The following is a 17,830-nucleotide window of genomic DNA, read 5'->3' as shown; positions in this document are numbered from 1 at the left end:
CGCATTAAGGAGAGGCGCATATGTACAATTTATTTAAGTTAAATAATGGGTTAAGAGTTGTAGTTGAAGACATTGAATATGTAAATTCTGTAAGCGTAGGCTTATGGATAGAAAATGGTTCAAGAAATGAAAATACAAGCAACAGTGGAATATCACATTTTATTGAGCATATGCTTTTTAAAGGAACGCCAGGTAGAACTGCAAAACAAATTGCTGAAGCTATTGAGGACGTGGGCGGTCAAATAAATGCATTTACAGGAAAAGAAGCCACATGTTATTATATAAAAGCCTTAGATACACATTTAGAATTATCATTGGATATTCTGTCAGATATGCTTTTCAATAGTAATTTTTCAGAAGATGAAATTGAAAAAGAAAAAGGTGTAATTTTCGAAGAAATAAACATGAGTGAAGATTCACCGGAAGATGTGTTAGTAGATTTACACACAAAAGCAATTTGGAGTAAGGATTCTATTTCCTTACCTATTTTAGGAACAATGGATACAGTAAAATCTTTTAATAGAACAATGATGTTAGATTACGTTGACTCGTATTATATACCAGAAAACTCAGTTATATCAATTTCTGGTAAATTTGACATGAAAAATATAGAAAAGCTTCTAGAAAAATATTTTGGGAAATGGCATACTAAAAATAAGAATATTACAAAATATAGTAGTCCACAGCTACTAAATCACCATTATTTTAGAAGAAAAGATATTGAACAACTTCACATAAGCCTTGGAATTCCTGGTGTGGAGATTGGAAATGAGGATACTTATACTCTAATACTTCTAAGTAATATATTAGGAGGAGGAGCCTCCTCTAGGCTATTTCAAAAGGTTCGTGAAGAGTTAGGCCTGTGTTACTCAATCTATTCTTATTTGTCAGCATTTAAAAATACAGGAGTTGTAAGCATTTATGCGGGGCTCAATCCACTATATGCGGAAGTTGCTATTGAGGCAATAAAAGAAGAGGTTAGCAAATTTGCAAAAGCAGGAATAGATAATGAAAAATTACTAAAGGCTAAAGAGCAGTTAAAGGGCAGTTATATTCTAGGGCTTGAAAGCACAAGTAGTAGAATGTTTAGCAATGGTAAGTCTGTTATGTTTTTGAATAGAATTAATACTCCTAAAGACGTATTGCAAAAAATAAATGATATAGATATGATAAGGGTAAACACCGTAATGGAAAAGACTTTTAATAAGGGTATAATAAATTCTGCCTATGTAGGTAAAGAAAGAGAAATGCTTAAAAAACTTTTTAAAGGTAATATTATTTCTATGGATAAGTAAATTTATTTATAATAATATAGAAATTATGCATAACTCCACAATATATGCCATAGTATTCTAGGGGCATCAAAATAAATAAAAGGTAATTGTATTTAGTTTAATGACCCTTCAAAGTATTGTTAAGGAGGGAATTTCTATGGAAGATAATATAAAGCTGTACAGTGAAATGGAAAGATATGAAATTATCAACATTAATGATGGTGATAAATATAGCAATTTAGGTAGCAATGATGTAGTCATCGATGAGAATGGTCTTCTGAAATTTTTAATTATTAATGAAGGGAGTTCTAAATTTAGTTTTTTCAAAAGCAACGATATCATTGAAGTACCATGGGAATATGTTAAAAAAATAGGTTCCAGAACTATAATAATTGATGTTGATAATGAATTTTTAAAAAAATCTCATATTTAATTATGGAGGACATAAATGAAGATAATAGTACAAAAATTTGGAGGCACCTCCGTTTCAACGGAGGAAAAGAGAAAGCTGGTAGTGTGCAAAGTTTTAAATGCAAAGCAAGAAGGTTATTTTCCCGTGGTAGTAGTATCTGCCATGGGAAGAAAAGGTGAGCCTTATGCTACAGACACTCTTCTATCCCTTATAGATGATAACTTTAAATCAGTAAATCCACTAGCAGTAGATTTACTAATGAGTTGTGGTGAAACTATAAGTACTGTAATAATGTGCAATGAGTTAAATAATAATGGTATTGATGCAGTGCCCTTAACTGGAGGACAAGCAGGTATAATTACAGATTGCAATTATAACAATGCAGCAATACTTAATGTGGACACAAAACAAATACTTAGCATACTGCAAAAGGGAAAAATTCCTGTGGTCGCAGGATTTCAAGGTAAGGATGAGAATAACTATATTACCACTATAGGGAGAGGTGGAAGTGATGTTACTGCTGCCATATTAGGTGCAGCACTTAATGCAGTAGAGACTCAAATATACACTGATGTAGATGGTATTATGACAGCAGATCCACGAATAGTTTCCGAAGCAACTTTAATAAAGAAAATAAGTTATGATGAAATTTTTCAATTTGCAGATCAAGGAGCTAAGGTTATACACCCAAGGGCAGTGGAAATATCTAGAAAGTATAATATACCATTAGTTATAAAAAACACTATGAACGATTGTGATGGAACGGTAATTAGTAACTTGGGAAGCGAAGGTTATGAAAATATAATTACAGGAATTACACATATGAATAGTAGAGTTCAAATAAAAATATGCAAAAATTCAGATCTTAACTACGATGATCTCTTTGATATTTTAGCTGAAAATCTTATAAGTATAGATCTTATAAACGTTTTTCCTAAAGAAAAAATATTTACTATTGATGAAAAAGACTTTATTAAATTTGAAAATTTAATAAAAGAGACTAATATGTCCTATTCTTATGTGAGGGATTGTAGCAAAATTTCAATTATAGGTTCAAAAATGAGAGGAATACCTGGTGTCATGGCTAGAATTCTTAAGGCTTTAACTAGAGAAAAAATTGAAGTTCTTCAAACAGCAGATTCTCATATGACTATATGGTGTCTTGTAGAAGCGAGATATGTTGAAGCAGCAATTAATGCCTTGCATAGGGAATTTAAATTAGGATAATAAATGTATATAGTTTCTCTTAATGCACAAAATAAAGATGGATTAGGAGGAATGCAAATGCCAAAAGTTGAAAAAAATAAAGAAGCTAAGAAAAATAAAGAAGATCAAAAAAAAGAAATTATTGTGGAAAATTCAAATCAACAAGTTGAGAATATCAAAGAACTGGGAGTAACTAATGTTCCGATTCAAAATGATAAAATACAAATTTTGTCTATTATTGGTCAAATAGAAGGACACATGATGTTATCTCCTCAAACTAAAACTACTAAGTATGAACATGTTATTCCAGAGTTAATTGCTATGGAAAGAGATGAAAAAGTAAAAGGTATTCTTATAGTTCTAAATACTGTAGGAGGAGATGTGGAAGCAGGCCTTGCTATAGCGGAGATGATTAGAAGCGTTAGCAAACCAACTGTATCACTAGTAGTCGGAGGAGGTCATTCAATAGGTATCCCGCTGGCAACAGCTGCTGCGTATTCATTTATTTCCCCATCTGCAACTATGATAATTCATCCTATAAGAATGAATGGTTTGATAATTGGGGTATCTCAAACTTTTGAATACTTTAATAAAATGCAAGAACGAATAACTGAGTTTATTATTAGAACTTCCAAAATCGATAAGGAAACCGTAAATAGATTAATGCATCAAACTGATGAGCTTTTAAATGATATGGGCACTATACTTATCGGAAAACAAGCAGTTGATAATGGATTAATAGATGAAGTTGGTGGCATTAGTGAGGCCTTATCAAAATTAAACGAAATGATAGATAAGGCTTAAAAATAGATATAAATAGGTTCTTAGGGCCTATTTATATCTATTTTATTGGTTTTTTTATCATAACTGCTAGAATCAATTGTATTCTTTATGGATATAGTTTAAAATTCATCTATAAAGCTATATAAAGTTAAAGGAGATTTCTAAAATTTGTAGAAATATTAAGAATGGAGGTGATACTTTGGCTAGAAAAAAAACCAAATCTAAAGTCGCGAGTAGTGTAGATTTTGATAGTGAAATTTTTGGAATTATTTTAATAACAATTGGAATATTAATTTTATTTAGTATATTCTCTACTATGTTTTCAAGTTCTGATTCCATATCGGGAACCATAGGTGATTTTATTAACCATTTACTTTTTGCAATACTGGGGGTGGGTGCATACCTTTCGCCTTTTTCGATAATATTTATTGGTATATGCTATATTGTTAAGAAAGGAAAGATAAACTTCAGCAAGAAGTTTTATGGAATAATACTTTTTATAATAAATACATTGCTTTTTATACAAATGTTATCATTTAATAAGTATTATGCAAAAGGAGAGTTTTTGCAGGGAATTAATAAAATATACAATTCAGAGCATGTGCTGCATGGTGGAATTATTAGTTATTTAATTGATGTACCACTGCATACATTATTTGGTGCTGTGGGAAGTTTTATTATTTTTATTGGTGTTTATGTTATATGTTTAACTTTAATATTAAAAATATCATTGTATGATATCTGTTTTAATCTAAAAGATAAGTTTATAATCAAAAAGAGTAAGAATAATAATGATAATAAGGATAATAAGGAGTTATATATAGAGAATGGTGATAAGCAAGAAGAAGTAATAGTTCCAAATGCAGATAAAAATGATTTTATAAAGGGAATTAACAATAAAATTAAAATATTTGATTTTTTAAGGTCAAATGAAGTTGCGTCTGATGTGGAAATTATAACTAAAGAGGAAGCTCTTGATAATATTAAACCAGACAATGTACGCGTATCAAAAGAGAAGTATGTAGATAATTCTATTAAACAAGAAGTAGAACAAGAAATACAATTAAATAGTGTACATTCAAAGTCAAACAATAAATATGATTTTCCAACTGTAGACCTATTAAATGAAAATACTACTTCAAAAATGAATAAAAATGATAAAAAAGAGTTGCTTAGTAGTGCTAATAAACTGCAAGAGACATTAAGTAGCTTTGGAGTTGAAGCAAAAGTTATTCAAGTTACAAAAGGACCATCAGTTACAAGATTTGAGCTTCAACCAAATGCTGGTGTCAAGGTTAGTAAAATTGTAAATCTCGCAGATGATATTGCATTAAATTTAGCTTCTTCTGGTGTAAGAATTGAAGCACCAATACCTGGTAAGGCAGCTGTAGGAATTGAAGTTCCAAACAAAGAGTTAAGTGCAGTATACCTTCGAGAGGTAATAGAGTCTAGTGAATTTTCAGCTGCAAATAAAAATTTATCCTTTAGTTTGGGGAAAGATATAGGTGGTAATTGTGTTGTTTCGGATTTAACTAAAATGCCTCATTTGTTGGTAGCAGGAGCTACGGGATCTGGAAAAAGTGTTTGTATAAATTCATTAATAATAAGTTTACTTTATAAATATTCTCCAGAGGAGGTTAAGCTATTATTAATTGACCCTAAGGTAGTTGAATTAAATATTTATAATGGGATACCGCATTTATTGATACCAGTTGTAACTGACCCTAAGAAATCTGCAGGCGCATTAAATTGGGCTGTAAATGAAATGACAAGAAGGTATAAGCTTTTCGCTGAAAACAATGTACGTAATATTGAAGGATATAATGAATTAGTTAATAAAGGTATTGCGGAAAATAAATTACCTTGGATAGTAATTATAATTGATGAGTTAGCAGACCTCATGACGGTTTGTGCTAATGATGTAGAGGAATACATTGGAAGACTGGCACAAATGGCTAGAGCGGCCGGTATGCATTTAGTAATTGCAACGCAAAGACCATCTGTAGATGTTATTACAGGGGTTATAAAGGCTAATATACCTTCAAGAATATCCTTTGCAGTTTCAAGTCAAATAGATTCAAGAACAATTTTAGACTCAGCAGGTGCAGAGAAATTACTAGGTAAAGGCGACATGCTTTTTTATCCTGTAGGAGAGGCTAAACCAGTTAGAATTCAAGGAGCATTTGTATCAGAAGAAGAAGTTGAACGAGTTGTTGATTTTATAAAAAGTCAGAAAACAGAACTAAGCTATGAAAAAGAAATAATAGACGAAATAGAAGGTAATTCAAGTAATAAAGATGAAGCCGATGATATTGATGAATTATTAAATGAAGCAATTAAAATTGTAGTTGAAAATGATCAAGCTTCCACTTCCTTATTGCAACGTAAGCTAAAAATAGGGTATAATAGAGCAGCAAGAATTATAGAGCAAATGGAGGAACGCGGAATTATTTCAGGTAGAAATGGAAGTAAGCCTAGAGAAATATTATTAAGCCATAGCGAATTAAATGACTAATAACATAAATTTCTTTAAGAAAAATCGCAAATACCCTTGTTTAATTTGTAAATCACATTTACAATAATTTATGTGTACAATTATAGGAGGATAATAGTTAATAACTATTATTTACTTATATAACAAGACAAGGAGGATAACAGTTAATAAATGTTATCTACTCAGAGAGACAAACAAGGAGGATGACCGGTGGAAAAATTAAAAGTTGGAGTTATAAATTTAGGTTGTGATAAAAATAGAATTGATAGTGAGATTATAATAAGCAGTTTAAGTGAAAAATATACTATGACCAATGATCCCAAACTTGCAAATATAATTTTAGTAAATACTTGTGGATTTATAGAATCTTCAAAACAAGAATCAATAGACACTATTCTTGAAATGTCAAAATACAAAGACAAATACAAGTGTACGGTTTTAATTGCAACGGGGTGCCTTACCCAGCGTTATGGAGCGGAACTGATTGAACTTATGCCAGAACTTGATATAATGCTTGGTGTCAACGATTATAATAAGTTATTAAGCAGTATAGAAGAGGTGCTTTTAAATAATATTAAAGTACAACATTGTAGTTATAGTGATGAAAATATTAATGAAGGACAAAGAATATTAACTACAGGAACTTATTCTGCATATGTTAGAATATCTGAGGGTTGTGATAATGCTTGTGCATATTGTGCAATTCCGAATATTAGGGGCAAATATAGAAGCAGAAAGATGGAAAATATAGTACAAGAGGCTAGGGAGTTAAGCCAGCATGGTTGCAAAGAAATTATTTTAGTTGCTCAAGATACCACTAGATATGGTATTGATATATATGGTGAAAAAAACTTACACAAGTTGATAAGAGAAATTTCTAAAATAAGTGGAATTGAATGGATTAGAGTACTTTACTGTTATGCAGAAGAAATGACAGATGAAATTATTAATGAAATATCAATAAACGATAAAGTATGTAAATATGTAGATATACCAATCCAACATATAAGTGATGATATTCTTAAATCCATGAGAAGAAAAGGAAGAAAGAATGTTATAACAGAAAACATAAATAAAATGAGAAAAAACATTGTGGAAGTAAATCTTAGAACTTCAATAATAGTTGGATTCCCTGGTGAAACGCAGGAGGATTTTGAGCAGTTAAAACAATTTATTAGGGAAATTAAGTTTGATAAATTGGGAGTATTTAAGTATTCAATGGAAGATGGTACTTTAGCAGCAGAAATGGAAAATCAAATTTCTGATGATATAAAAGTAAAACGTGAAGAAGAACTAATGTTAATACAACAAAGTATATCAAAAGAACTAAATAGTAAAAAAATAGGAAAAATATACAAGGTTTTAGTAGAAGGCGTTAATGATAAAACATATTTTGGTAGGAGTTATGAAATGGCACCGGAAGTTGATGGAAATATTTTCTTTGACTCTAATGTGGTTTATAATAAGGGAGAATTTGTTGAGGTGAAGGTTACAAAAGCTTTAGAATATGATTTAATAGGAGTTGTGTGCTATGAATCTGGCAAATAAACTTACAATGATTAGAATTTTTCTAGTGCCTGTATTTTTAATATTTATGGCAGCTAAGAACATACCTTATGGGAGAGAAGTGGCTACTGCTATTTTCATAGTAGCTTCTCTTACAGACAAATTAGATGGTTATATAGCTAGAAGCAGAAACCAAATAACTAATTTCGGTAAATTTATGGATCCACTAGCGGATAAACTCTTGGTTACTGCTGCACTTGTATCTTTGGTGGAACTTCACATTGTGCCTAGTTGGGTAGCTATGATTATAATTGCTAGAGAATTTGCAGTTTCAGGCCTTCGAACAATAGCTGCTGCAGAAGGAAAAGTAATTGCAGCTAGCTGGTGGGGGAAAATAAAAACTGTTATTCAAATAGTAGCAATAATTATAGCCTTATTGTATAATTTAAAGGATTTAAGCCCAGAATTAAATCCAATTCTAAGTAACTTAACTAATATATTTATGGCTGCTGCAGTTATTATTACAATAATATCAGGCGTTGACTATTTTGTTAAAAATAAAGAATCAATTAGAATTGATAAGTGATTAATTTAATATAATTTGTTAATAATACAAATAAAGGGTTCCCATTATAATATTCCGAAATGATCCAAGAGGAGGAAAAAGTGGGAACTTTTATTTTGCATATTGACCGTGCAAATCAAATAGTGTATACTTAATATAGAACAAATGTTCGCAATGAAAAGGATGGTGAACCCAAAGGGGAAATAAATGAATAATGAAAAATTAAAAGCACTAGAAGCAGCTATGGGTCAAATAGAGAAACAATTCGGTAAAGGTTCAATAATGAAACTTGGAGATCATAGTACTTTAAATGTAGATGCTATTTCTACTGGTTGTTTAGGACTAGATATAGGGCTAGGTATAGGTGGTGTGCCTAGAGGAAGAATGATTGAAATTTTCGGACCAGAATCTTCAGGTAAAACTACAATTGCACTACATGTAGTTGCAGAAGCACAGAAAGAAGGCGGCACAGCTGCATTTATTGATGTAGAGCATGCACTAGATCCTATTTATGCTAAAGCACTAGGAATTAATATAGATGATTTAATAGTTTCACAACCAGATACCGGTGAGCAGGCTTTAGAGATTACAGAGGCCTTAGTTCGTTCAGGGGCTATAGATGTTATTGTTGTGGATTCAGTAGCCGCATTGGTGCCTAAAGCTGAAATTGAAGGTGAAATGGGAGACTCTCATATAGGACTGCAAGCAAGACTTATGTCACAAGCACTAAGAAAGCTTGCTGGATCTATAAATAAATCAAAATGTGTTCTTGTGTTTATAAACCAATTAAGAGAAAAAGTTGGAGTAATGTTTGGGAATCCAGAAGTAACTCCTGGCGGTAGAGCATTAAAATTTTATGCTTCTGTTAGAATAGATATCAGAAGAATAGATACAATTAAACAAGGTGATCAATTTATGGGAAATAGAACAAGAATAAAAATAGTTAAAAATAAAGTGGCTCCTCCATTTAAACAAGCTGAATTTGATATTATGTATGGTGAAGGTATATCTAGAGAGGGAGATGTTTTAGATATAGGAGTTAAAGAAGAAATTGTACAAAAAAGTGGAGCATGGTTTGCCTATGGAGATATACGTCTTGGACAAGGAAGAGAAAATGCAAAACAATACTTTAAAGATAATGCTTTGGTAATGTTCGAAATAGAAAATAAAATCAGGGAAAAATATAATTTGCCATTAGCAAAAGCTCCAGTAATTGATAAAAAAGAAGCAAAAGAGGCAAAAGAACTAAAAGAACTTAGTAAAAAAGAAGCATAAAAGCAAGTTTTTACTTGCTTTTTTCTTTAATTAATTATTAACTATTTGTTTCGGTTATTAAATTTTATTAACTATTGTAATTAAACTGGTATATTTTAAGTATAACTGTGGAATATTATTATTATGGTGCGTAGTCTATGCTTTTTAATTGTATAATACTATGGTTTAGCATAATTATAATTAATAGTAAAAGTAAAATAACTTATTTAAATGTTAAAATCTTGACATTAATTGAAAAGTAATATAAAATAAATACAAATACTGGTTTAGCATATTCAAATTGCTACCAATTGAATAAATATTACACCTTCTCTAGCTTTCATGTTTACTCTTAAATAGACTGGAAAATAAGCAAAGGAGGTGTTGATAATGTTTAATGCTAATAGTGGAGCAATGATTTTAATAGTTTGCGCTATTTTGATTGTTGTTTTCGTAGGTATTTTTGTTGTAATTTATAGTAGAAAAAATAGATCTCAAGCAAATATTTCTGAGGCAGAAAAAGAAGCTAAAAGAATTCTTGACGAAAGTTCAAAAGAAGCTGAAACAAAAAAGAAAGAAGCTATTTTAGAGGCCAAAGAAGAGGTTCACAGACTTAGAACTGATTTAGAAAAAGAATCAAGAGAGAGACGTAATGAAGTTCAAAGGTTGGAGAGAAGAAATATCCAAAGAGAAGAATCTTTAGATAAAAAAAGTGATGTGCTAGAGAGAAAAGAAGAAAATCTTACTAAAAAGCAACAAGAAATTGAGATGTTAGAAGAAAGTGTTCAAGATTTACACACTAAACAAAGGGAAGAATTAGAAAGACTATCAGGATTAACATCTGAGGAAGCAAAACAAGTTTTGTTAGATGAAATTAAAAAAGAAATTAAACATGATGCAGCAATTATGATTAAAGAAATTGAAACTAAGGCAAAAGAAGAAGCCGATAAAAAAGCACGAGAAATTATTACTTACGCAATTCAAAGATGCGCAGCTGATCACGTTGCAGAAACAACAGTTCATGTGGTTTCTCTTCCTAATGATGAGATGAAGGGAAGAATAATAGGTAGAGAGGGTAGGAATATTCGAACTCTAGAAACACTTACAGGCGTTGATTTAATAATTGATGATACACCTGAAGCAGTAATTCTTTCAGCATTTGATCCTATAAGGCGTGAAGTTGCTAGAATAGCACTTGAAAAGCTAATAGTGGATGGAAGAATTCATCCTGCTAGAATTGAAGAAATGGTAGAAAAAGCTAAAAAAGAGGTTGAGAGCGATATAAGAGAAGAAGGAGAACAAGCAACTTTTGAAACAGGAGTGCATGGTCTTCATTCAGAAATTATTAGACTGCTTGGAAGGCTTAAATACAGAACTAGTTATGGACAAAATGTATTAAAGCACTCTATAGAAGTTTCATATTTAGCTGGACTTATGGCCTCTGAACTAGGAATTGACCCAACCTTAGCTAAAAGGTGTGGACTGCTTCATGATATAGGTAAAGCTGTAGACCATGAAGTTGAAGGACCTCATGCGCTTATAGGTGCAGAGATAGCAAAGAAACACCATGAATCAGCTATTGTAGTAAATGCTATTGCAGCGCACCACGGTGATGTTGAACTGCAATCTCTTGAAGCAATACTAGTTCAAGCAGCAGATGCTATATCAGCTGCAAGACCGGGTGCAAGAAGAGAAACACTGGAAGCGTATATTAAAAGGCTAGAAAAACTAGAAGAAATTGCAAATTCCTATGAAGGTGTAGAAAAGTCCTATGCTATTCAAGCCGGAAGAGAAGTTCGAATTATGATTAAACCAGAAATAATTGATGATGCAGGAGCTGTTGAATTGGCAAGAAATCTAGTTAAAAGAATTGAAAATGAACTAGAATATCCAGGTCAAATTAAAGTAAATGTAATCAGAGAAACAAGAGCTATTGATTATGCTAAATAAACCAACATAATATTGAATCCTCTTAAAATTTAGAAAATTTCCAAATTTTAAGAGGATTTTTTTTGCGTTTGTAGAATAGTACAAATGTGGCAATTAAATTGGCTAATAGGAGGTTTATTATGGAAGTATTAAAAGTTTCAGCAAAATCGAGCCCAAATTCAGTAGCAGGAGCCTTAGCCGGAGTACTGAGAGAAAGTGGAGCAGCAGAAATTCAAGCAATAGGCGCTGGTGCAATTAATCAAGCAGTTAAGGCTATTGCTATAGCGAGAGGGTTTGTTGCACCTAGTGGTGTTGATTTGGTCTGTATACCTGCATTTACAGATGTAATAATAGAAGGTGAAGAAAGAACTGCAATTAAATTAATAGTTCAACCTAGATAATAGATATAAAGGGCTTGTAGTACAAGCTCTTTGTTTTTTATAGAAATTTGCACACTATTTATAGGCGGTTTATACTATTTACATTACAAAAAAAAAATGCTATATTAGTATTATGTGAATTATATCCTTCATTTTGTTTGTAAATGAAGGGCAATAATTCAATTATCTAATTTAAGTCAAATTTATGTAAAAATATACAAATAATATATGCGTTGGGGGTAAAAAATGGAATTATCTAAAAAAGCTAAACAAATATCACCATCTTTAACATTGGATATAACTGCAAAGGCAAAAAAAATGAAGGCTGAGGGCTTAGATGTCATAGGTTTTGGTGCTGGTGAACCTGATTTTAATACACCTAAAAATATTCAAGATGCGGCTATAAAAGCAATTCTAGATGGCAAGACTAAATATACAGCTACATCAGGTATTATTGAGTTAAAACAGGCAATAATTCATAAATTAAAGAATGATAACAACTTAACTTACATACCAGCTCAAATTATAGTTTCAACTGGAGCAAAACAATGTTTAGCTAATGTTTTTCAATCTATTTTAAATCCAGGAGACGAAGTATTAATTGGAGTTCCATATTGGGTAAGTTATCCAGAACTCGTTAAATTAGCAGATGGAGAACCTGTTTATGTACAAACTGAAGAAATACATAAATTTAAATTAACAATTGAAAATCTAAATAGAGCAATAACTTCTAAATCTAAAGCAATAGTGTTAAATAGTCCGAATAATCCTACAGGAACAGTATATTCAAAAGAAGAACTTATAGAAATTGCTGATTTTGCAAAAGCAAACAATTTATTCATAATATCAGATGAAATCTATGAAAAATTAGTATATGGAGATAATGGTCATATTAGTATAGCAAGTATATCAGAGGATGCTTATAGTAGAACTATTGTAATTAACGGTGTTTCTAAGGCTTATGCTATGACAGGATGGAGAATAGGGTATGCTGCTGCTAGCACAGAATTAATCGCATTAATGACTAACATTCAAAGTCATACTACCTCGAATCCGAGTTCCATTGCTCAATATGCATCAGTTGAAGCAATAAATGGACAGCAAGATGATGTCCACATTATGGTTGAACAATTTAAGCATCGACGAGATTATATGGTAGAAAGAATTAATAGTATTAATAATTTGTCTTGTTTGAAACCTGAAGGCGCTTTCTATGTTATGGTTAATTTAAGCAAAATTTTGAATAAATCCATAGATGGAGAAATTATAATGGATTCACTCCAATTTTCAGATTTTTTACTTAAAAAAGAAAAAGTTGCGGTTATACCAGGTATAGCATTTGGAGCGGATAATTTTATTAGACTATCATATGCTACTTCAATGGAAAACATAAAAAATGGAATTGATAGAATCGAAAGGTTTGTTGAGAACATCTAAACCTCTGAATATTTAAAATTGATTTACATACTTTTTAATGATATTATAATAGTATGAGTTAATGATAAACTGTTTTGTATTAGCTTATGCTATTATTAAAGTATTGGGGTGAAGTGAATTGGTAACAAGAGAAGTTATGGTTAGTAATCCAAAAGGCTTGCATGCAAGGCCGGCTACATTATTAGTAAGAAAAGCCGCTTCTTTTAAATCAGATATAGGTTTAGAATATATGGGTAAAAAAGCTAATATTAAGAGCTTAATAGGTATTTTATCTCTGGGGGTTGGTCCTAACAACCTTGTAAACGTTATAGCAAATGGAGCTGATGAAAAATTAGCCTTAGAAGAAATAATAAACCTAATTAACTCATTAGAAGAGTAATTAGGCATTTGAAAAAAATAGCAAGTGATGCCTTTAGCCTGTATACTTTAAAAAGCTGCTAACTAACTGTTTGCAGCTTTTTAAAATGTATTGAAAAAGGAAAATATTAAGGGAGAATATATATGATAAATAAGATTATAGAATACAATTGTGATTCCAACGTATTTTTAGACAATAAACACTTTATATGCTATTTTCTTGAGATTAAAGCTAGGAAAAGTGCTTATACTTCTAAAAGTTATGAACGTGATATTAAAGATTTTTTCAGCGCAGACTCTATTTCTGATATCACCATAGAAGATATTAAAAAGGTATCTATATTGAATACACAAAATTATATAATAAAATTGATGGATAAAAATATGTCCTCCGCTACTATAAATAGAAAAATATCATCATTAAGTGCTCTATATAAATGGTTATTAAAATACCAAGACAATTCTACTGATATTCATATAATTAAATATAATCCTTTTGGAAGTCTAAAAGAAGAAAAACCAGTTATAAATAACAAGGAAACTGAGTTTTTAACAAAAGAGGAGTGTAAGGTCTTATTAAATAGTATAGATACAACTACTATATTAGGTTATAGAAATAAAACTATTTTAGTACTTGCATTAACCACTGCACTAAGAAAATCTGAGATAATAAACATTAAAATAAAGCATATTACCAAGTATACAGGTTATGATGTAGTTAAAGTAAGGAGAAAGGGTGGTAAAGAGGATATAGTAAAACTTCAAGCCAGCGTACTTGCTATGATTAACGAGTATATAATCCTTACTAAAAGAAATAAATTATCTAGTGGGGAGGAGTATTTATTTATTGGTCACTCAACAAATGGCAAGAATAAAGAAAAATTAGATGCAAGCACTTTAAATTACATGATAAAAAAAGTATGCAAAAATGCAGGTATAGATAAAAACCTGCAAGTCCATTCTACAAGGCATACAGCTATTACACTGGCAATTTTAGGAGGGGCTACCGTAGAAAAAGTTCGGGATTTTGCGGCTCATAAAAATTTAGCCACTACTAATAGGTATATTCACTCTGTAGATAAGTTGAAAAATAATGCTGGAGATCTAATTGACGTATTTTAAACATTGTATTATATTTCGAAATTTAAATAAATCTTTATTATCATTATTACCTTAAATAAAATGGAACCTAAGAAGTTTTATTTTTTTTAGGGGATTATATATTTTTTGCTATTATAAAAATGTATTTAAATATTTTCAATGTATAGAATTTGGCTTGGGATAACTGTAAAGGGAGTATTCTTGATAAGAATAGTATTTTTATAGTAGAACCTAAGTTTGAAGATGTATCAGATTTTTAACATGGCTTAGCTACAATAGTAAGAATGATGAATGTGCTATGCGGACAGCCAATTGCATTGGACTAATTATACCTTTAAATCAGCTTAGGACTTTTTAGGATGTGTAGTGGTGGTTAAAATGGAGAACAGGTAGGAGGTCATAGATAAACAAGGTAAAATTGTCATAAATCATAAATTTGAAAATGTATTTGATCTTTAATAATTTATGAAATGGAAAGTGACTAATATATATTTGAAGTTTAATTTATATTAGTGTATAGTGAAAAAAGGGTGTAGGAAGATAATGGTGTAATTTCAATATATGGGCAGGAGGAAAATATGAAAATAGGATATGCATGCATACCACTTACCATAGATGCTAGAACAAATAGAAGATTAACTCTAAAAAACTTTTCGGAAAAGATGCTTTTAGAGGTATTAGAGCAAAATCTAATAGATTTGAGAGAAATATTAGAGAATAATGAAAAAAATAACATAAAGCTATTCAGGATAAGCTCAGATATAGTTCCATTAGGGAGCCATAGTATTAATGAAGTGACCTGGTATAAGTATTTTCAAAATGAATTAAATGAAATAGGGGAATATATAAAAAAATGTGGCATGAGAGTTTCTATGCATCCAGGTCAGTATACAGTACTCAATGCGGAAAAGGAGGATATTGTAGTAAGGGCAATTAAAGATTTGGAATACCATGCTAAATTTTTGGATTGCCTAGGTGTGGATGGAGGCAATAAGATAATACTTCATATTGGAGGTGGGTATGGAGATAAGGCTTTAGCTATGAATAGGTTCATAGAAAATTTTAAAAGGTTATCTCCATCAGTAAAGAATAGGCTTGTAATTGAAAATGATGATAGAACATTCAATATTGTCGATTTGCTTTTCGTAAGTGGTGAGATCAATATACCTGTTATATTTGATAATCTTCACCATAAGTGTAATCATGAATCAGAGATGCCTATAAAAGAAATAATGAATAGGGTAGCTAAAACATGGAAAGAAGAAGATGGTAATCCAAAAGTGCATTATAGTCAACAAGATTCACGTAAACATGTAGGAGCTCACTCAAATACCATAATAGTTAAAGAATTTTTAGAATACTTTGAACAAGTTAAAGAGTTTAATATTGATATTATGCTAGAAGTAAAAGATAAGGATATTTCAGCTATAAAATGCAACCTTATAGTTAGTAACATGAATAAGCAATTAAAACATGTAATTACAGAAAAGCAGTGGGCAAAATATAAATATCTGCTAATGGAAAGAAACTATAAACATTATAAAGCGTGTAGTCGACTTGTAAGAGAAAATTGCAATCTTCAAGAATTCTATGAGTATACAGATGAAATAATGAATTTTGATGTAGAGGATGGAAGTTTTATAAATACAGCAGAACATGTATGGGGATATGTAAAAAATAATGCTTCTAATAAAGAACAAATGCATTTTAAGAAACTCATAATAGATCTGGAACATAAAGATAAGGTTAAGGTTTATTTAAAAAAATTATGTGATAAGTATAATGTTGAATATATGCTTAGTTCTTATTACTTTTACTATTAAACACAATTAAATAGGAGGCTCCATAAATGTCTTACAATATTAAAATAATTAAAGAAAATGAACATAAAACAAGTGAATGGTCTGGAGGAACTACAACTGAACTTTATATTTATCCTGAAGATTCACTATATGGTCAACGTAATTTTAAATGGAGGCTGAGTTCTGCAAAGGTAGAAGTAGAAAAATCTACATTTACTTCGCTGCAAGGTATATTTAGGCACATCATGGTTATTGAAGGGGAACTACTTCTTGAACATGAAAACCATCACAATGTGGCGTTAAAAGCATTTGAACAGGATAGTTTTAGTGGAGATTGGACAACAACAAGTTTTGGTAAAGTTACAGATTTTAATTTAATGCTGGCACAAGGTTACACGGGCACATTAGAGTCCATTTTTTTGAATAGTGGTGAAATCAAAGATATATGGTTACATAGTAAGGTGAAAGATGATGAAAAAGTTTATGGAATAACAGAAGCGGTTTACATAGTGCTAGGTAATATAGAAATAGATAATGGATTAATGGGAAAAGTAGGTCTCAAAAAAGGCGACTTAGCACTAGTAACAAGAACAGGAGAAGAAATTACTTCTGAACTTAAAATTCACAGTAAAGGGCTAGAAGAATCTAAAATCATAAAGGCTTCAATATTTTGTTATGAATAATATTAAAAATAATAATTAAATAAATTGTAGGTGGTAAATTGAAAAAAAATAATTATCCGTTTTTATCATTAATTAAATATGTAGTATATTTTCTAGTGGCCCTTTCAGTTGTTATGACTGGTTTGTATTCCAAAGCAGTAAACCAATTTATGGTAAGATGCAGAATTATGTTTTCATTAACATTATTTTTAATACGGTAATTGTAGTTATATTTGGAGCTTTGGGAAGATATATTGAAGAAGAAAGAGAGAGAAAAAGCGAGGCACAGCATTTATATGATAAGTTACGAATATCAGAGGAAAACTTAAAAGAGACCTATGAAAAATTACAGCAGTATTCTAACACTGTAGAAGAACCAACTATTTTGAGGGAAAGAAATAGAATATCAAGAGTAATTCATGATTCCGTTGGCCATACCTTATCTACACTGCTTATTCAGCTTCAAGCAATTCCTTATGTAATGAAAAATGATCAAAATGAAGGTGAAAAAATGGTAAATAATTTAGTCCATTTCACTAAAAATGGCATCGAAAATGTTAGAAAGGCATAAAACAGAATGATATTGTGATAAATACAAGTTATGGTGAAATAATAAAACCCTAAGAAGAAGCATATCAACACCAAATAAAAATGTGTTGAAGTGTAAG

At 30.6% G+C, this 17,830-nt stretch carries 16 protein-coding genes; all 16 read left to right on the top strand.

The genetic code is table 11. The annotated features are described in order from the left end of the window. The first annotated feature begins 20 nt into the window (after nucleotides 1–20). Nucleotides 21–1,295: a M16 family metallopeptidase gene (locus tag G9F72_RS16300; RefSeq protein WP_164955696.1), complete on the top strand. Its 1,275-nt coding sequence runs from the start codon at nucleotides 21–23 to the stop codon at nucleotides 1,293–1,295. A 136-nt stretch (nucleotides 1,296–1,431) separates the two neighbouring features. Beyond that, on the top strand, nucleotides 1,432–1,707 hold the full coding sequence (locus G9F72_RS16295) for a YlmC/YmxH family sporulation protein (RefSeq protein WP_164955695.1): 276 nt from the start codon (nucleotides 1,432–1,434) through the stop codon (nucleotides 1,705–1,707). Nucleotides 1,708–1,722: 15 nt separating this feature from the next. Further along, nucleotides 1,723–2,913, top strand: a complete 1,191-nt coding sequence (gene dapG / locus G9F72_RS16290; protein ID WP_164955694.1) for an aspartate kinase — start codon at nucleotides 1,723–1,725, stop codon at nucleotides 2,911–2,913. A 57-nt stretch (nucleotides 2,914–2,970) separates the two neighbouring features. Then, on the top strand, nucleotides 2,971–3,696 hold the full coding sequence (locus G9F72_RS16285; protein ID WP_164955693.1) for a ClpP family protease: 726 nt from the start codon (nucleotides 2,971–2,973) through the stop codon (nucleotides 3,694–3,696). A gap of 178 nt (nucleotides 3,697–3,874) precedes the next feature. Continuing rightward, entirely contained in the window at nucleotides 3,875–6,190 is a 2,316-nt protein-coding gene (locus G9F72_RS16280; protein WP_164955692.1) for an FtsK/SpoIIIE family DNA translocase, read from the top strand. Between the two features lie 189 nt (nucleotides 6,191–6,379). Beyond that, entirely contained in the window at nucleotides 6,380–7,717 is a 1,338-nt protein-coding gene (gene rimO, locus G9F72_RS16275) for a 30S ribosomal protein S12 methylthiotransferase RimO (RefSeq protein WP_164955691.1), read from the top strand. After that, entirely contained in the window at nucleotides 7,701–8,261 is a 561-nt protein-coding gene (pgsA, locus tag G9F72_RS16270; protein ID WP_164955690.1) for a CDP-diacylglycerol--glycerol-3-phosphate 3-phosphatidyltransferase, read from the top strand. Before rimO ends, pgsA begins: the two co-directional genes overlap by 17 nt. Before the next feature lie 186 nt (nucleotides 8,262–8,447). Next, nucleotides 8,448–9,515 (top strand): recombinase RecA, encoded by a 1,068-nt coding sequence (recA, locus tag G9F72_RS16265; RefSeq protein WP_164955689.1) that lies wholly within the window; start codon nucleotides 8,448–8,450, stop codon nucleotides 9,513–9,515. Nucleotides 9,516–9,908: 393 nt separating this feature from the next. Further along, the gene (gene rny / locus G9F72_RS16260) at nucleotides 9,909–11,444 is read left to right on the top strand and encodes a ribonuclease Y (RefSeq protein WP_164956061.1); all 1,536 of its coding nucleotides are present in this window, start codon (nucleotides 9,909–9,911) and stop codon (nucleotides 11,442–11,444) included. Between the two features lie 119 nt (nucleotides 11,445–11,563). After that, nucleotides 11,564–11,824 carry a stage V sporulation protein S gene (locus G9F72_RS16255; protein ID WP_164955688.1) on the top strand — a complete coding sequence of 87 codons (261 nt, stop codon included), beginning with the start codon at nucleotides 11,564–11,566 and terminating at the stop codon, nucleotides 11,822–11,824. 225 nt (nucleotides 11,825–12,049) lie between these two features. After that, nucleotides 12,050–13,240 (top strand): pyridoxal phosphate-dependent aminotransferase, encoded by a 1,191-nt coding sequence (locus G9F72_RS16250; RefSeq protein WP_164955687.1) that lies wholly within the window; start codon nucleotides 12,050–12,052, stop codon nucleotides 13,238–13,240. A 118-nt stretch (nucleotides 13,241–13,358) separates the two neighbouring features. Further along, nucleotides 13,359–13,619: an HPr family phosphocarrier protein gene (locus G9F72_RS16245; RefSeq protein WP_164955686.1), complete on the top strand. Its 261-nt coding sequence runs from the start codon at nucleotides 13,359–13,361 to the stop codon at nucleotides 13,617–13,619. 122 nt (nucleotides 13,620–13,741) lie between these two features. Further along, the gene (locus G9F72_RS16240; protein WP_164955685.1) at nucleotides 13,742–14,719 is read left to right on the top strand and encodes a tyrosine-type recombinase/integrase; all 978 of its coding nucleotides are present in this window, start codon (nucleotides 13,742–13,744) and stop codon (nucleotides 14,717–14,719) included. Nucleotides 14,720–15,276: 557 nt separating this feature from the next. Next, nucleotides 15,277–16,521, top strand: coding sequence for a UV DNA damage repair endonuclease UvsE (uvsE, locus tag G9F72_RS16235; protein ID WP_164955684.1), 1,245 nt, complete (start codon nucleotides 15,277–15,279; stop codon nucleotides 16,519–16,521). 26 nt (nucleotides 16,522–16,547) lie between these two features. Further along, nucleotides 16,548–17,183: a HutD family protein gene (locus G9F72_RS16230; protein WP_164955683.1), complete on the top strand. Its 636-nt coding sequence runs from the start codon at nucleotides 16,548–16,550 to the stop codon at nucleotides 17,181–17,183. Nucleotides 17,184–17,340: 157 nt separating this feature from the next. After that, complete coding sequence (locus tag G9F72_RS16225; RefSeq protein ID WP_164955682.1) at nucleotides 17,341–17,733, top strand: histidine kinase; 393 nt, start codon at nucleotides 17,341–17,343, stop codon at nucleotides 17,731–17,733. Nucleotides 17,734–17,830 lie beyond the last annotated feature (97 nt).

Origin of the sequence: Clostridium estertheticum, assembly GCF_011065935.2 — a bacterium.
GTDB lineage: Bacteria > Bacillota > Clostridia > Clostridiales > Clostridiaceae > Clostridium_AD > Clostridium_AD estertheticum_A.
Note: the sequence above shows the minus strand (reverse complement) of the source record. Positions and strands in the feature narration are given on the sequence as shown.

What these genes read in the sequence shown, in the direction of transcription:
- dapG (WP_164955694.1), top strand. Translation starts at nt 1,723, where the DNA reads ATGAAGATAATAGTACAAAAATTTGGAGGCACCTCCGTTTCAACGGAG.
- G9F72_RS16250 (WP_164955687.1), top strand. Translation starts at nt 12,050, where the DNA reads ATGGAATTATCTAAAAAAGCTAAACAAATATCACCATCTTTAACATTG.
- G9F72_RS16230 (WP_164955683.1), top strand. Translation starts at nt 16,548, where the DNA reads ATGTCTTACAATATTAAAATAATTAAAGAAAATGAACATAAAACAAGT.
- G9F72_RS16285 (WP_164955693.1), top strand. Translation starts at nt 2,971, where the DNA reads ATGCCAAAAGTTGAAAAAAATAAAGAAGCTAAGAAAAATAAAGAAGAT.
- G9F72_RS16300 (WP_164955696.1), top strand. Translation starts at nt 21, where the DNA reads ATGTACAATTTATTTAAGTTAAATAATGGGTTAAGAGTTGTAGTTGAA.
- G9F72_RS16240 (WP_164955685.1), top strand. Translation starts at nt 13,742, where the DNA reads ATGATAAATAAGATTATAGAATACAATTGTGATTCCAACGTATTTTTA.
- G9F72_RS16225 (WP_164955682.1), top strand. Translation starts at nt 17,341, where the DNA reads ATGCAGAATTATGTTTTCATTAACATTATTTTTAATACGGTAATTGTA.
- recA (WP_164955689.1), top strand. Translation starts at nt 8,448, where the DNA reads ATGAATAATGAAAAATTAAAAGCACTAGAAGCAGCTATGGGTCAAATA.
- pgsA (WP_164955690.1), top strand. Translation starts at nt 7,701, where the DNA reads ATGAATCTGGCAAATAAACTTACAATGATTAGAATTTTTCTAGTGCCT.
- rny (WP_164956061.1), top strand. Translation starts at nt 9,909, where the DNA reads ATGATTTTAATAGTTTGCGCTATTTTGATTGTTGTTTTCGTAGGTATT.
- uvsE (WP_164955684.1), top strand. Translation starts at nt 15,277, where the DNA reads ATGAAAATAGGATATGCATGCATACCACTTACCATAGATGCTAGAACA.
- G9F72_RS16295 (WP_164955695.1), top strand. Translation starts at nt 1,432, where the DNA reads ATGGAAGATAATATAAAGCTGTACAGTGAAATGGAAAGATATGAAATT.
- G9F72_RS16255 (WP_164955688.1), top strand. Translation starts at nt 11,564, where the DNA reads ATGGAAGTATTAAAAGTTTCAGCAAAATCGAGCCCAAATTCAGTAGCA.